Genomic DNA, 13,484 nt, shown 5'->3' with positions numbered 1-13,484 from the left:
CATGGCTCGCTGAGCACGGCCGTGCCTTGGCGCAGTAAGGCCCTGCTGCCAGGGCCTTGCAGGCTTACTGGCAGTACCGCTCGCGCAAGAGCTTCAGCATCGCCACATTCTGATCCCACGCATTGCTGACCGGCTGGCCGGTGTAGGGCAGGGTGTAGGTGTACGGCGCCGGGCCGAATTCCGGCGTCAGCGTCATGCGTTGGGCGCCGTCGGCGCGGCGCAGCTCGATGATGCGGTCCCACCATGCCAGGTGCGCTTTCAGCGCGTCGGCGTTTTCCGGTGCGCGGAAGTCGGCGACCTGCGGGCCTTGCTGGTGGCCGACGCGGGCGTGGATGTGGCGTACGCGCGGCAGCACCTTGTCCAGCGTGGCTGGCTGGTCTTCCAGCAGCGATTCGCAGGCCACGCACCAGTGCGAGAGGTCGGCGTTCAGTTGCAGCGCCGGCAGGCGCTCCAGGTAGGGCAGCAGCAGCATCGGGTGGCCGCTGAAACGGCTGCGGTGGATTTCGTGCACCACCGGCACCCCGTACTCTTTGGAGATGTCGGCCGCAAGGGCGATCAGCTCTTCGTTCTGCTGCGGGGTGTACCAGTCCTTGCCGGTGTGCGAGTTGACCAGCACCGGCTGCACTTCGCAGGCGTTGCGCAGCAGTTCGCCGAGCGCCTGTTTGTGGGCGGCGAAGTCGCTGTGGAACACTGTCTCCCATTGCGCGACAATCAAATCCAGCCCGGCGTTGGCGATCTTGTAGGCCCAGTTGTCGCGCTGCGCGCGGTCCAGCGGCAGCGACATTTCAATGCCGTCGAAGCCGGCCTCCTTGACCTTGGCGATGAAGACGTCCGGCGGCAGGTCGTTGCTGCCCCAGTGCGGCGCGAAGATGCTGATTTTCACAGGAAGCCTCGCACGGGGAAGGTTGCGTCGCGCTGGATCCAGTTGCGCTTGGAGTATTCGGTGCGGCCGTCGGTCACGTGCAGGGTGTAGGCGTGGCGCGAGACCGGCGAGCGGTTCGGGGCGCTGTAGTGCGGCAGCAGGCCGTGGAAGCAGACCAGCGAGCCGGCCTTGCACTCGAGCGGCACGGCGGTGGCGTCGGTCGGCCATGGGGTGTTGTCCAGCTTTTCCACGCGCACCTGGTCGCCTTCGCGCACGAAGCGTTCGCGCAGCGGCGAGCGGTGGCCGCCCGGTTCGGCCCACATGCAGCCGTTTTCCAGGGTGGCGTCTTCCAGCGCGAACCAGAAGGTGGTGACGCTGACCGGGGTGGTGTCGAAGTAGGTGGCGTCCTGGTGCCAGCGCACTTCGCCGCCGATGCCGGGCTGCTTGAAGATGTACATCGATTGCCAGACCTGCGGTTCGGCCAGGCCGATGTCGCGCGCGATCTGCTCCAGGCGGGCGTCGGCGGTGAAGGCGCGGAAGGCCGGGTCCAGGTCGTGCATGGCGTGGCCGATCTTGTTGATCGACAGTTCCTTGGCTTGCTTCAGCTGGCCGTCCGGGCCGAAGGCTTCTTCTTCAAAGAAGCAGCGTACGGTGTTGTCGGAGCCGAGGAAGTAGTCGTCGGCCTTCTTCTCCTGCTCCCTGGTGGTGAAGATGCCTTGCGCCACCGTCGGGTCGAAGTCGTTCACGACTTGGGCGGCGCGGGCGCGCAGGGCGGCGATTTCGGCGGCGGTCTTGAAACCGGGGATGACGATGAAGCCATCCTTGGCGTATTGGGCCTTCTGGGCGTCGGTCAGCATGTGCAGCTCTCCTTTTCTTGATACAGGTCATTGTAAGGAGGCGATTGGTTGTGAACAATGCGCAAACGGTTGACACATTGTCTCCAAAATGGAGACAATCGACACCATGGACCAGCTCAGGGCAATGGAAATCTTCGTGGAGGTGGCGCGCCAGCGCAGCTTCAGCGGCGCGGCGCGCCGGCTGGGCATGTCGCGCGCCATGGTGAGCAAGCATGTACTCGCGCTGGAGGAAAAGCTGAACGCGCGCCTGTTGCACCGTTCCACGCGCGATGTGAGCCTGACCGACGCGGGCCAGGCCTACCTGGAACCGTGCGCGCTGGCGGTGCTGCAGGCGCAGGAGGCGGCGCGCGTGGTGACGCACGCGGGGATCGAGCTGGCGGGGCCGCTGCGCATCCAGGCGCCGTCCAGTTTCGGCAGCGAGTGGCTGGCCGATGCGCTGGCTCGTTTCAGCCTGCCGCACCCGCAGCTGGCGCCCTTGCTGCACGTGGATGACGCGCTGCTCGATCCGATCGAGCATGGCTTTGACCTGACCATCCGCGTCGGCGGCATCCCGGACAGCCGGGCCCTGGCGATCCGGCCGCTGGCGCCTTGCCGCGGCGTGCTGTGCGCGTCGCCGGCCTATTTGGCGCGCGCTGGCCGGCCCGAGACGCCGGGCGACCTGCATCGCCACCAGTGCCTGCACTTCAGCCACCTGACGGGCGGCGTGGCCTGGCATTTCTCGCGCGGCGAGGAGCAGGCCACCGTGCGCGTGACGCCCGCCTTCACGGCGAACAACGGGCTGGTGCTGCAGCATGCGGCGCTGCGCGGCCTGGGCATCGTCTACAGCACTACTTTCCTGGCCTGGCGCGAAATCCTGGAAGGGCGCCTGGTGCCGGTGCTGCAGGACTGGGAGCTGCCGCTGAACCACCTGAGCGCCCTGTATCCAGCCACGCGGCAGCTCTCGCCCAAGGTGCGGGCCCTGATCGATTTCCTGGTGGCGGAATACCAGCCGGTGCCGCCTTGGGATAAGGCGCTGGCGGAGGCTGGGTTGCAAAATATATAATCGCGGGATGAACCAATTCCGCCTCCATAATGTCGACGCCTTGCGCGGCTTTGCGCTGCTGGGCATCCTGGCCGTCAACATCTGGGCTTTTGCCGATCCTTATTTCGCGGTCGGCATCAACAACCCGCGTTATGCCGGCGGGCTTGACCTGGCGGTGCGCTTCGTCGAGGCGCTGCTGTTCGAGACCAAGTTCTACCTGCTGTTTTCCTTCCTGTTCGGCTACAGCTTCACCTTGCAGATGGCGGCGGCGGAGCGGGCCGGGGCGGCATTCCGCCCGCGCATGCTGCGGCGCGCTTGCGGCTTGCTGGCGCTGGGCGTGCTGCATGGCTTCTTCCTGTTTTACGGCGACATCCTGCACCTGTACGGTTTGCTCAGTTTCGTGCTGGTGCTGTGGAGCGCCTCGCAACGCGCCGCGGTGCGCTGGGCTGTGCTGTTGCTGCTGTTGTCGGCGCTGATGCTGGCGCTGCTCGGCGCCGTGGTGATGCTGGCGCCGGAAAGCATGCAGGCCGATGCCAGGCCGGCGCTGGCCAAGCTGGCGGCCTTCCATGGCGACTGGCGTGCGTCGCAGGCGTACATCGCCAGCGAATTCCCGTCGACCGTGGCCTTGCTGCTGTTCGCGCAGGGACCGAGCGCGCTGGCCATGTTCCTGCTCGGCCGCGCGGCGGGGCGTGTGCAGTTGTTTGCGCATGTGGATGCCTTCCGCCACCTGCTGCCGCGCGTCTTGATGGTGGGGCTGCCGGTTGGCCTGGCGGGGGCGACGCTGTATGCGGCGGCCTCCGAGTACGATCCGGGCGGTGCGATGACCATGTTCGCCACGGCGCTCAGCTACCTCACGGCGCCGTTCCTCACCGCCGCTTACGTGGCGGGCCTGCTGATGCTGTTCGACGGCCGCTGCGGCGCGCGCCTGGTGGCGGCGCTGGCGCCGATGGGCAAGATCGCTTTGACCAATTACCTGATGCAGTCGGTGGTGATGGCCCTGCTGTTCACCGGCTACGGGCTGCGCCTGTGCGACGAGCTGCCGCCGCTGGCGGTGATGGCCCTGGTGTTTGCCATCTACTTCACGCAAATGGCCCTCAGCACGTGGTGGCTCAAGCGCCACACCTACGGCCCCGCCGAATGGCTGCTCAGGTCAATCACCAACTGGACGTGGCGAAGCGCGGCCCCGAACAACGCTTGACCTTCCCACGATAGCAAAGTCTACAGTCCTCCCATCACGACTTTGAAGGAGGATTGTATGTTCCGTATGTTTGCTTTTGTGGCTATGTTGGCGTTGAGCGGCTGCATGTCGCCGCCAAGCGGGCTGGATCTGGCGCGCGAGCGTACCACGCTTGATCGCCGCTATTCGGTGCAGGTGAAGCCGGTGGCGGAGCCGGTGCTGCTCGGCAAACTGCATGCCTGGGAAGTCAGCCTGAAGCGGCCGTCCGGGCTGCCGGTGACCGGCGCCAGGTTCGTGGTCGACGGCGGCATGCCGCAGCATCACCATGGCCTGCCGACGCAGCCGCGCGTGACGCAGGAGCTGGGCGAGGGGCGCTACCTGCTGGAAGGCGTAAAGTTCAGCATGTCCGGCTGGTGGGAACTCAAGTTGAGCATCGATGCCGCACCGGGACCCGACCAGGTGACCTTTAACCTGGTGCTGCCATGAGGCGCCTGGTCTTCTTCTGTATTGCCGCAGTAATGGCGGCCAGCGCCGTTGCCGCCGACTGGAACGGGAACGAGCGCGCCATCCTGGCGACGCTTCGTCTCAGCCAACTGCCGCCGGTACCGGCCGATCCCTCCAACCGCGTGGAAGGCAAGCCGCAGGCGGTTGCCCTCGGCAGGCAGTTGTTCTTTGATCCGCGCTTGAGCAGCAACGGCAAGGTGTCCTGCGCCAGCTGCCATGATCCGAAACAGCAGTTCCAGGATGGCCGGGCGGTCGGGCAGGGTGTTGGCACGGGGATCCGGCGCACCATGCCGGTGACGGGAAGCGGCTACAGCGCCTTCCTGTTCTGGGATGGGCGAAAGGACAGTCTCTGGGCGCAGGCGCTTGGCCCGCTGGAGGACGCGGCTGAACATGGCGGAAATCGACTGGCCTTTGCACGTGTGGTGCAGCAGCATTATCGCAACGAGTATGAGGCGCTGTTTGGCTTGCTGCCGGACCTGCGGAAGCTGCCGTCAGATGCGAGCCCGCTCGGCACGCCGCAGCAGCAAGCCGCATGGCAGGCCATGGACAAGGCTTCCCAGCAAGAGGTGTCGCGCGTTTTCGCCAATATCGGCAAGGCGCTTGCGGCGTATGAGAAGACGCTGCAATTCAAGGCGTCGCGGCTGGACCGCTACATCGATGGCGTGCTGGCGGGGGACAAGTCGGCGGAACAGCTGCTCACCGTGTCTGAGAAGAATGGCTTGCGGCTCTTTATCGGCGCTGGCCGCTGCGTGACATGCCATGCCGGTCCAATGCTGACGGACCAGCAGTTCCACAACACCGGCATCGCGCCGCACGGTCCAATGCCGCAAGTGCTGGGCCGCCGCGCCGGCATCGCGAAGGTCCTGGCGGACGAATTCAATTGCCTGGGCCCGTTCAGCGACGCCAAACCCGAGCAATGCGGGGAGCTGCGTTTCATCGCCGACGGGCCTGCGCTGGAGGGCGCGTACAAGACGCCAAGCCTGCGCAACGTGGCGCTGCGCCCGCCGTACATGCATGCCGGCCAGGTCGGCAGCCTGGCCGAGGTGGTGGCGCATTACCGCGCCGCGCCGAAAGCGAAGATCGGCAAGTCCGAGCTGGAGCGCCTCAAGCTGGGCGAGCAGGACGTGCGCGACATGGCCGCATTCCTGGCCACCCTGTCGGCGCCGGATCAGTTTCCGGCCACCCAGCCGCCATCGCGGTAGATCTGGTCGTCGTCCAGGTAGACCGCGTCGGTCTGGACGAAGACGTCGACGTGGAAGCGGGCGTCCTTGCGCTTGAACTGCGGCTTCTGGTACTGGCCGTGCTTGGCGCCCAGCGAGAGGTGGATGCCGCACATGCGCTCGTAGGTGCCGATATCGTCCACCGTGCGCTCGCGCGAGAAGGCGCGGTTCATGCCGAAGCCCAGCTCGCGCACCCACACTTCGCCTTCGTGGGCGCGGATGATGGACAGCATATTGTCGAATTCCGGCGTGCTGTTTTCGGCGCCCGCCACGCGGCCCTTTTCCACGATCATGGTGATCGGGGTGGCGGGGCGGTTGACGTGGAAGGTGGTGTCGCCGAACACGAACACCTTGCAGCGGCCGTTGACCGACTCCAGGTCCTGCGCCTCGGTGAACACCTCGCCGATCGGGAACAGGCCGCCCACGTTTTTCATGGCGCTGTAGTCGCCGATATTGAGCTTGGCTTCCTCGAACGGCGAGGCCCACACCAGCCGTTCGCCGCCGCTTTCCACCACCCCGCTACGGGCGCGGTCGATGCGCGCTTTCAGGGCGTGGCCCACGCCGCGGTAGTAGGCCGGGTCGTAGGCCAGGGCGTCGATGTAGACCAGGCCTTGTTCGCCCGGCATGCGCGACAGGTGCATGTGCTCGATCACCTTCAGCCCGCGCTTGAACAGCTCCATGCGGATGCGGTATTCGTTCAGGCGGAAGCTGGTGGTCTGCACCAGCACCACCAGGTCGCCCGCCTGTAGTTGCTCGAAAGCCGCAAGCACCTGGTCCGGCTGCACCGTGTCGAAATCGATGAAGCGGCCGGCCGGCAGGGCGGCGCGGTAGGCCGCCGCCAGCACTTCGGACAGCGCGCTGCGTTGGTCGAAAACCACTAAAGCCTGTTGCGGCGGGGCGTATTCAATGGCGTGGGCGAGCAGGTCGCGCACATGGCGGGCGGCGGAATCCCATGCGGCAGGTGGAAAAGGCGTCATTTTGCGGCTATAAAGAGGATGAGGCCTGCGCATTATACGGCGTGCCGCCGCTTGTACCGGGAAGGGGGCCGATGTAGAATCGGACAAATATAGCCGGGAAGAAACTTTTTTATCGCCCGGACCACCATCTTGCGGGGAGCAGCAATGGGTGTACAGTTTGGCCAGGATTTGCCGCTGCAGCGGCCCGACAAGGAGGACAGCCGCGCGGCGGTCTTCGTCCCTACCGCCAATATCAAGGAAGATATCCTGGCCGCCGTGCGCAAGGGGGCGGCCGTGGTCGGTTTTGGCAACCATGACCACACGCTGACCATCTACTACGAGAGCAACCGCTTCAACGAGCCGACCCTGGCCAAGTGGGAACAGAAGGCGCGCAAGGCGTACGACCGCCTGCTGGACAACCTGCCCACCACCTCGAAGATGGTGTGCAAGCCGGAGAATTTCGAACAGGTCGGCTACATCAGCACCAAGGGCATCAGCATCCGCCGGCGCGCCAGCCTTGACCGCTGGCTGGAGTTCTCGGACGCGCAGGACAGTGCGCCGGAAGGCGATACCGTCGCCTTCGCCCCGCCGCCGCCGCCGAAAAAGATCGTCGCCGATTAAGGCGCGGTGCTACCATTAGCCTCCAGGGGCCGCGCATCGTGCCGGCCGGGATGGAGGGCAAAATGCAGGACAGCCTGTTCGCCGCCGCTGGCGTCTTCCTCTTGTTGTTGCTGGCATCCAACGCTTTGCGCCACATTTTCCGGCGCCACGCCCGCGCGCACGGCGCCGAAATGGCGGCCGCCGAGACCGCCGGCTGGCTGATGTTCTGCGCCATGGCCTTCCTCGGCGCGGCCGCGCTCGGGGTGCTCAACCTGTCCAAATTCCTCAACCTGGCCTTGTCCAGCACCTTGCTGGTCTTCGGCCTGGCCGCGCTGGTCGGCGCCCTGCTTATCGGCCGCCGCTAGCGTCTTCCTGCCACGCCACGGGGATGTTGCGGATTTCGCTGCCATTCCAGGCCATGACCAGGCCCTCCACCCGCTTGCCGCCGGCGCCGTCCGAGACGCGCAGCGCGGCCACGTGATAGCGGTAGTCGGGGCCGAACTGGCGCTCGGCGGCGCGGCGCGCGCGCTGCGCCGCTTCGCCGTTCAGCAGCTGGAACAGCAGCAGGCAGGCCAGCAGCGACAGCACGGCGCCGCCGGCGGCCGGCAGGCCCATATGGCGCGGCTTGTGGCCGGCGGCGCGGCGCGCGGCCAGCACGGCGGGCGCGCCCAGCGTGCGGTACAGCCAGTGCAGCAGCACCAGCCAGGTGGCGCTGGCAGCCAGCGCGGGCAGCATGCGCGGTTGCAGTTTGAGTTGGGTCAGGGTCAGGTCGACCGGCTGCAGCAGGGGCCAGGCCAGCAGCATCACGCCGAGGGAGAACAGGGCAAACACGGCCAGCCAGCGCACGGCGGACGCCACGTGCAGGCTGCCGCACAGCAAACCGATGCCGGCTGCCGCGCCGGGCAGGGAAAGGCCGGACCGCATGGCCAGCAGGTCGCAGGCGCCCAGCACCACCAGCACCATGCCCGCCCGCTTCAGGATGGGAATGTGCGCGTCCATGCGGGTATTCTAGCGTAAGATTTTGTTTATGCTTTACGGAAAGGAGAGACCATGAAAAGCATGACCAGGGTGCTGCTGGCGGGCTGCCTGCTGCTGGCTGCCAGCGCTTGCCAGAAGCCGGAGGACAAGCGCATCGGGCCGGCCGAGCAGGCCGGGCGCGAGATCGACCAGGCGGCCGTGAAGGCCGGCGAGAAGCTGGAGCAGGCCGGCGAAAAGCTGGACGCGGCGGCGCAGCAGGCGGGCGAAAAGCTGAACCAGGCGACCGAGAAGATCGGCGAGAAGGTCGAGCAGGCCGGCAAGGAGATCCAGGAGTCGGCGCGCGAGGCGCGCAAGGGCAAGGACTAGCGCGCCTCGCACGCAACACCAGCGCCGTCAGTTGCCCGATTTGGCCTTGAGCGGCACCACGTTGGAGGGCGGCGGCTCGTCGGGCGCGCCGCCCAGCACCAGGGTCAGGTCGACATAGCCGGCGCGCCAGGCCTGTTCCAGGTTCTGCTCGATGGCTTCCATCGACGTCTGCTCGAAGTTCTCGAAGCCGCGCACGCCGTAGGCGCGGTTGCGGCCGTGGGCCTTGGCCAGGTAGAGCGCCATGTCCACCAGGTTGACGGCGCGCTCCCACGGCAGCGGCGTGCCGCCCGGCGCCAGCGGGAACGGGGCGAAGCCGACCGACACGTTGACGTGGATCAGGTGGTCCTGGAACGGCACCGGCTGCGACGAGATGCAGCCCAGGATGCGGCGCGCGATTTCGTCCACGCCGTTGCGCGGGATGGCCGGCAGGAAGGCCAGGAATTCCTCGCCGCCCCAGCGCACGATCATGTCGGTCTCGCGCAGCGCCACGCGCAGGCTTTCCGCGATCATCTTCAGCACCGCGTCGCCGGCGGCGTGGCCGTAGGTGTCGTTGACGTGCTTGAAGTGGTCGACGTCCATCAGGAACAGCGCGCCGACGATATCCTCGCCGTTGGCGCCGCGCCGCTCCACCTGGTTGTGCGTGCGCATGTATTCCTGGAAGTGGCGCCGGTTGTAGAGCGAAGTAAGCGGGTCGAGCGAGGACTGCGCCTTCAGCTCCAGGTTCTTCACCTCCAGCTGGGCATTGGCCTGGCGCACCTTGCGGTACAGCAGGCCGACGATCACGGCGGCCAGCGCGAACACCACGGCCAGCAGCCACCAGATGCGCTGCTGCAGGCGGCGCGCCGTCAGCTCGGCGCTCTTGGCCTCGTTCTCGTGCGACAGCGATTCGATCTGGCGCTTTTTCTTTTCGGTGTCGTACTTTTCCTGCAGCTCCCACATGGCTTTCTTGCGCTGCGCTTCAAACAGCTCGTTCGAGATGGCGCGCTCGCGGTGGTAGGCCTGCACCGCGCCCTGGTAGTCGCCCACCCGTTCCAGGGCCTGGCCGTATTCGGTCAGCAGGGCCTGCAGCTCGGGCTTGTCGCCGGTCTTCTCGAAGTAGGCCATGCCTTGCGCGAAGGCCTTCTTGCCCTCGGCGACTTTGCCGGTGCCCATATAGGCCTGGCCGGCGTTGATGCGGGAAGTGGCCTCCACGCTGTCGTCGCTGGCTTCGCGCGCGGCGGCGGCGGCTTCGTTGGCAAAGCGCAGCGCGGTGGAGAATTCGTGCAGCTTCAGATTGATGTCGGACAGGTTGACCAGCGTGGTGGCGATCATGCGCTTGGCGCCGATCTTGCGCGTCAGCTCCAGGTTGTTGAGCAGCGACCGCATGGCGCGCTTGTACTGGCGGGTGTCGATGGCCAGGCCGTATTCGGTGTTGTTGGCGATCGACATGCGGCCGGGCGAGTTCAGCGCTTCCGACACCTCGAAGGTCTCGGCCAGCGCTTCCCACGCCTTGTCGTACTCGCGCATCTGGGTGTATAGCAGGGTGAGGGCGTTCAGGGCGCTGGCCAGCGGCACCCTGTCGTCGCTGACCTTCTGCGCCAGCTCCACGGCCGATTGCAGGCGGTTCAGCGCCACCGGGTAGTTGCCCTGCTCGGCGTAGCTCTGGCCGGCGGTGATGGTGGCCTGCACCCGCAGCACCAGGTCGCCGGTGGCATTGGCCAGCTTTTCCGCTTCAAACGCCAGTTCGTGCGACAGCTGGCGCTCGTTCATCGCCGAGCGCACATAGGCCTTGGTCAGCAGGCCCTTGGCGATGATGATCTTGTTGTCCTGCGCGCGGCCGTAGGCATGCAGTTCTTCGGCCAGCAGCAGGGCGCTGTCGAACTTGCCCAGGCTGCGGTGGGTCAGGGACAGTTGGGACAGGAATTCGGCGCGGGTCAGGGGCGGGGCGGTGCGCGCCAGCGCTTCCATCTGCTGCAGCTGCACCAGCGCCTTCTCGGGGACGAAACGCACCTGCTCGCGGATCTGGGCGATGTCGGCATCGAGCGGCGACTGGGCCAGGGCAAACAGCGGCGCAAGCAGGCAGGCGCCGAGCAGCTGGTGGAGGCGCTTGGTAATGGTCGAAACCGGAAAGCCTGGCACTTGGGTCCTTGGTGTGGCGTGAGCGTTGTGTGCGACCCATTATATGCCTGTTGCAGGCGGGAAAGCCGCTTTATGCCTGACTATTTGCCTGGAAGCGGCGATAACTGTGGGGAAAATGCAAGTGGAATTTCCACTAGTGAAACTAGTTGCAAACTAATGCAATTCGTCCGGCGGAAACGACCGTTCGTCGCAGCGCGGCTGCGCCGCCCGGCGCGGGCCGCTACAGTTGCCCCATTGATAAAAAGGGGGATGATCGCATGCTTGAATTGCGCAATGTCTGCAAGGCCTACCGCGAGCTGAAGGCGGTGGATGATGTGTCGCTGACTCTGGGCACCGGGGTGGTCGGCCTGGTCGGCCATAACGGGGCCGGCAAGACCACCCTGATGCAGCTGGTGGCGACGCTGGCGCGGCCGACGTCCGGCAGCATCCTGTTCGACGGCGCCGATATCGTGCGCACGCCGGATGCGATGCGGCGCCGGCTGGGCTTCCTGCCGCAGGAGTTCGGGGTCTATCCCAACCTGTCGGCGCTGGAATGCCTGCAGTACTTTGCCGCGCTGAAGGGCGTGCGCGACCCGGCGCGCATCCGCCACCTGCTGGAGCTGGTCAACCTGGCCGAACACGCGGCGCGCCCGGCGGCCTCCTTTTCCGGCGGCATGCGGCGCCGCCTGGGCATTGCGCAGGCGCTGCTGAACGATCCCGACATCCTGATCGTGGACGAGCCGACGGCCGGCCTGGACCCGGAGGAGCGCCTGCGCTTCCGGCGCCTGCTGTCGGAGCTGGGCTTCGGCAAGCTGGTGATCGTCTCGACCCATATCGTGCCCGACGTGGAAAGCATCGCCGGGCAGCTGGCCATCATGCGCAAGGGCCGCCTGCTGGCGCTCGAGACGCCGGAGACGATCCTGCAGCGTGCGCGCGGCCAGGTGTGGCAAGCCAGCGTGGACGCGGCGGAATACGAATCCCTGCGCGGCCAGCTGCATGTGCTGCAGGCGCAGCGCCAGGGCGCGCAGGTGCAGCTGCGGGTGGCGCACCCCGGGCTGCCGTTCGCCGGCGCGCAGGCGGTCGAGCCGAGCCTGGAAGAGGCCCTGATGGCGCAGCGCTATGCGCTGGCGGAAGCGGCATGAGCTGGCATGCCCTGCGCGTGCTCGCGCTGAACGAGATGCGCCTGCGCCTGCGCCGCCTGTCGACGCTGGTGGTGCTGCTGGCGGCGGTTGGCCTGTGCTGGCTGGCGATCGCCGATCCGGCCGAGGGCGTCACGTTGATGGTGATCGAGCACCGGCGCGTGCTCTACACCAGCCAGGCGCTGGCCTTCGGCAGCGCCCACATCGCCGGCATGCTGGTCGGCCTGGCCGGCTTTTACCTGCTGCGCGGGCGCACCGCGCAGGACCTGGAGAGCGGCATGGGCGCGGTGATCGCGGCCACCGGTGCCGGCAACGGCTTGCTGTCGCTGGGGCGCTGGCTGGGCGGGGTGGCCTACCTGCTGCTGGTGGTGCTGGCGTACCTGTGCTCGACGCTGGCGCTGCATGCCTTGCGCGGCGAGGGCCCGCTGCAGCTGCTGGTGTACCTGCAGGAGTATGCGGTGATGCTGCTGCCGCTGGTCAGCTATTGCGCGGCGTGCGCTGTGCTGTTCGACAACCTCGGGCCGCTGGTCGGCAAGCGCGGCGACGTGCTGTTCTTTTTCCTGTGGTGCCTGCAGCTCGCGACGCTGGCCTGGGTGATGGAGCATCCGGGCGCGACCTGGCCCATGCTGTTTGATTTTTCCGGCCTGTCGGTGGCGCTGACCACCCTGGGCGAGCATTACGGGACGACCAATTTCAGCCTGGGGCGGAATGGCTTCGACGCGGCGCTGGCGCCGCTCGTGCTGCCGGAGTCGCACTGGACCTGGCCTGCGCTTGGCCTGCGCTGCGCAACGCTGGCGCTGTCGCTGCTGGTGCTGCTGCCGGCGGCGCTGTTGTTCCACCGCTATTCGCCGGACCGGGTGCGCCAGCGTGCGGCGCGCCGCAACCGCCTGCTGCTGCTGGCCGAGCGCGCCTTGCGCCCGGTGGGCTGGCTGCTGCGGCCCTTGCCGGCGCTGGCCATGCGCGTGCCGGGTTTCGCCGGCGAGGTGCTGGCCGAGGTGGCGCTGGTGCTGGCCATGTCGCCGGCGGCGGCCCTGGCGCTGCTGGCGACGGGCGCGGCGGCGCTGCTGGCCGGCGCGCCGGAACTGGCGGGCGTGATGCAGGTGGGCGTGGTGGGCTGGGGCGTGGTGGTGTGCGCCATCGCGCCGCGCGACTGGCAGCATGGGGCCGATGCGATGACGGCCCTGCTGCCGGGCGGGACGCTGCGGCGCTTCCTGCGCCAGTGGTGCGCGAGCCTGGTGCTGGCGGCGCCGCTGGCGCTGGTGGCGCTGCGCTGGGCGGCCACCGAGCCGGCGCGTGCGGCCGCTGCGGCGGCAGGCGTGCTGGCGCTGGCGTCCGGCGCGGCCTTGCTGGGCGGGCTGACGCGCGGCGCGCGGCTGTTCCTCGCGCTGTTCCTGTTCACCTGGTATGTGGCGCTCAATTCCAGCAAGGTGGCGGGGCTCGACCTGGTCGGCTTCAACGGCGCTGCTACCCTGGCCACCGCGGCGGCGTGGGGGCTGGGCGGCGTGCTGGCGTGGCTGGCGGCGGCAGCCTATAGCCGCAGGCAAGGCGCCTGAGCGCCCGGCCCGCGCGCCGGCTTCAGAATTCTTCCCAGTCGTCCGCGCCCGCAGGCTGGCGGGCCGCGGCGCGCGGGGCCGGGCGTGCGGCGCGCGCCGGGGCGGCGGCACGCGCCGGCTTGGGCGCCGCAGCCGCCGGTGCTGCCGCCGCTGG

14 protein-coding genes are annotated in these 13,484 nt (G+C 67.6%); 9 read left to right on the top strand and 5 right to left on the bottom strand.

Annotation, left to right across the window (positions count from 1 at the left end; all coding sequences use genetic code 11):
- Positions 1–64: 64 nt before the first annotated feature.
- Entirely contained in the window at positions 65–883 is an 819-nt protein-coding gene (locus tag ACE3TQ_RS16520; RefSeq protein WP_374583379.1) for a sugar phosphate isomerase/epimerase family protein, read from the bottom strand.
- Positions 880–1,719, bottom strand: a complete 840-nt coding sequence (locus tag ACE3TQ_RS16515; protein WP_374583378.1) for a phytanoyl-CoA dioxygenase family protein — start codon at positions 1,717–1,719, stop codon at positions 880–882. The genes ACE3TQ_RS16520 and ACE3TQ_RS16515 overlap by 4 nt, the downstream gene beginning before the upstream one ends.
- Before the next feature lie 106 nt (positions 1,720–1,825).
- Here ACE3TQ_RS16515 and ACE3TQ_RS16510 point away from each other — a divergent pair, with 106 nt between their 5' ends.
- The 4 genes from ACE3TQ_RS16510 to ACE3TQ_RS16495 all read left to right on the top strand — a co-directional run bounded on the left by ACE3TQ_RS16510 (position 1,826) and on the right by ACE3TQ_RS16495 (position 5,623).
- Positions 1,826–2,761 carry a LysR substrate-binding domain-containing protein gene (locus ACE3TQ_RS16510; protein WP_374583377.1) on the top strand — a complete coding sequence of 312 codons (936 nt, stop codon included), beginning with the start codon at positions 1,826–1,828 and terminating at the stop codon, positions 2,759–2,761.
- Positions 2,762–2,768: 7 nt separating this feature from the next.
- The gene (locus tag ACE3TQ_RS16505) at positions 2,769–3,938 is read left to right on the top strand and encodes a DUF418 domain-containing protein (protein WP_374583376.1); all 1,170 of its coding nucleotides are present in this window, start codon (positions 2,769–2,771) and stop codon (positions 3,936–3,938) included.
- A 105-nt stretch (positions 3,939–4,043) separates the two neighbouring features.
- Positions 4,044–4,403, top strand: coding sequence for a FixH family protein (locus ACE3TQ_RS16500; RefSeq protein WP_374583375.1), 360 nt, complete (start codon positions 4,044–4,046; stop codon positions 4,401–4,403).
- Positions 4,400–5,623, top strand: a complete 1,224-nt coding sequence (locus ACE3TQ_RS16495) for a cytochrome-c peroxidase (RefSeq protein WP_374583374.1) — start codon at positions 4,400–4,402, stop codon at positions 5,621–5,623. Before ACE3TQ_RS16500 ends, ACE3TQ_RS16495 begins: the two co-directional genes overlap by 4 nt.
- Here ACE3TQ_RS16495 and ACE3TQ_RS16490 read toward each other — a convergent pair.
- Positions 5,590–6,618, bottom strand: a complete 1,029-nt coding sequence (locus ACE3TQ_RS16490) for a hypothetical protein (RefSeq protein ID WP_374583373.1) — start codon at positions 6,616–6,618, stop codon at positions 5,590–5,592. The genes ACE3TQ_RS16495 and ACE3TQ_RS16490 overlap by 34 nt on opposite strands.
- Before the next feature lie 144 nt (positions 6,619–6,762).
- Between ACE3TQ_RS16490 and ACE3TQ_RS16485 the strand changes: the two genes are divergently transcribed.
- On the top strand, positions 6,763–7,218 hold the full coding sequence (locus tag ACE3TQ_RS16485) for a hypothetical protein (protein WP_374583372.1): 456 nt from the start codon (positions 6,763–6,765) through the stop codon (positions 7,216–7,218).
- A gap of 62 nt (positions 7,219–7,280) precedes the next feature.
- On the top strand, positions 7,281–7,562 hold the full coding sequence (locus tag ACE3TQ_RS16480) for a hypothetical protein (RefSeq protein WP_374583371.1): 282 nt from the start codon (positions 7,281–7,283) through the stop codon (positions 7,560–7,562).
- On the opposite strand, the gene ACE3TQ_RS16475 is transcribed toward ACE3TQ_RS16480, so the two are convergent.
- Positions 7,546–8,196 carry a hypothetical protein gene (locus ACE3TQ_RS16475; RefSeq protein WP_374583370.1) on the bottom strand — a complete coding sequence of 217 codons (651 nt, stop codon included), beginning with the start codon at positions 8,194–8,196 and terminating at the stop codon, positions 7,546–7,548. The genes ACE3TQ_RS16480 and ACE3TQ_RS16475 overlap by 17 nt on opposite strands.
- Positions 8,197–8,247: 51 nt before the next feature.
- Between ACE3TQ_RS16475 and ACE3TQ_RS16470 the strand changes: the two genes are divergently transcribed.
- Positions 8,248–8,541 carry a hypothetical protein gene (locus ACE3TQ_RS16470; protein ID WP_374583369.1) on the top strand — a complete coding sequence of 98 codons (294 nt, stop codon included), beginning with the start codon at positions 8,248–8,250 and terminating at the stop codon, positions 8,539–8,541.
- Between the two features lie 27 nt (positions 8,542–8,568).
- Here the strand turns inward: ACE3TQ_RS16470 and ACE3TQ_RS16465 are convergent, their stop codons facing one another.
- Positions 8,569–10,659 carry a diguanylate cyclase gene (locus ACE3TQ_RS16465; protein WP_374583368.1) on the bottom strand — a complete coding sequence of 697 codons (2,091 nt, stop codon included), beginning with the start codon at positions 10,657–10,659 and terminating at the stop codon, positions 8,569–8,571.
- Between the two features lie 257 nt (positions 10,660–10,916).
- Between ACE3TQ_RS16465 and ACE3TQ_RS16460 the strand changes: the two genes are divergently transcribed.
- The gene (locus ACE3TQ_RS16460) at positions 10,917–11,780 is read left to right on the top strand and encodes an ABC transporter ATP-binding protein (RefSeq protein ID WP_374583367.1); all 864 of its coding nucleotides are present in this window, start codon (positions 10,917–10,919) and stop codon (positions 11,778–11,780) included.
- On the top strand, positions 11,777–13,330 hold the full coding sequence (locus ACE3TQ_RS16455; RefSeq protein ID WP_374583366.1) for a hypothetical protein: 1,554 nt from the start codon (positions 11,777–11,779) through the stop codon (positions 13,328–13,330). The genes ACE3TQ_RS16460 and ACE3TQ_RS16455 overlap by 4 nt, the downstream gene beginning before the upstream one ends.
- Positions 13,331–13,484: the final 154 nt, after the last annotated feature.

Origin of the sequence: Pseudoduganella sp., assembly GCF_041914865.1 — a bacterium.
Taxonomy (GTDB): Bacteria; Pseudomonadota; Gammaproteobacteria; order Burkholderiales; family Burkholderiaceae_D; genus Rugamonas.
This window is presented reverse-complemented; position numbering and strand designations above follow the sequence as displayed.

Excerpts from the sequence above, each read along its gene's own strand:
- ACE3TQ_RS16480 (WP_374583371.1), top strand. The coding sequence starts at position 7,281 with ATGCAGGACAGCCTGTTCGCCGCCGCTGGCGTCTTCCTCTTGTTGTTG.
- ACE3TQ_RS16455 (WP_374583366.1), top strand. The coding sequence starts at position 11,777 with ATGAGCTGGCATGCCCTGCGCGTGCTCGCGCTGAACGAGATGCGCCTG.
- ACE3TQ_RS16460 (WP_374583367.1), top strand. The coding sequence starts at position 10,917 with ATGCTTGAATTGCGCAATGTCTGCAAGGCCTACCGCGAGCTGAAGGCG.
- ACE3TQ_RS16495 (WP_374583374.1), top strand. The coding sequence starts at position 4,400 with ATGAGGCGCCTGGTCTTCTTCTGTATTGCCGCAGTAATGGCGGCCAGC.
- ACE3TQ_RS16485 (WP_374583372.1), top strand. The coding sequence starts at position 6,763 with ATGGGTGTACAGTTTGGCCAGGATTTGCCGCTGCAGCGGCCCGACAAG.
- ACE3TQ_RS16500 (WP_374583375.1), top strand. The coding sequence starts at position 4,044 with ATGTCGCCGCCAAGCGGGCTGGATCTGGCGCGCGAGCGTACCACGCTT.
- ACE3TQ_RS16515 (WP_374583378.1), bottom strand. The coding sequence starts at position 1,719 with ATGCTGACCGACGCCCAGAAGGCCCAATACGCCAAGGATGGCTTCATC.
- ACE3TQ_RS16470 (WP_374583369.1), top strand. The coding sequence starts at position 8,248 with ATGAAAAGCATGACCAGGGTGCTGCTGGCGGGCTGCCTGCTGCTGGCT.
- ACE3TQ_RS16510 (WP_374583377.1), top strand. The coding sequence starts at position 1,826 with ATGGACCAGCTCAGGGCAATGGAAATCTTCGTGGAGGTGGCGCGCCAG.
- ACE3TQ_RS16505 (WP_374583376.1), top strand. The coding sequence starts at position 2,769 with ATGAACCAATTCCGCCTCCATAATGTCGACGCCTTGCGCGGCTTTGCG.
- ACE3TQ_RS16490 (WP_374583373.1), bottom strand. The coding sequence starts at position 6,618 with ATGACGCCTTTTCCACCTGCCGCATGGGATTCCGCCGCCCGCCATGTG.
- ACE3TQ_RS16475 (WP_374583370.1), bottom strand. The coding sequence starts at position 8,196 with ATGGACGCGCACATTCCCATCCTGAAGCGGGCGGGCATGGTGCTGGTG.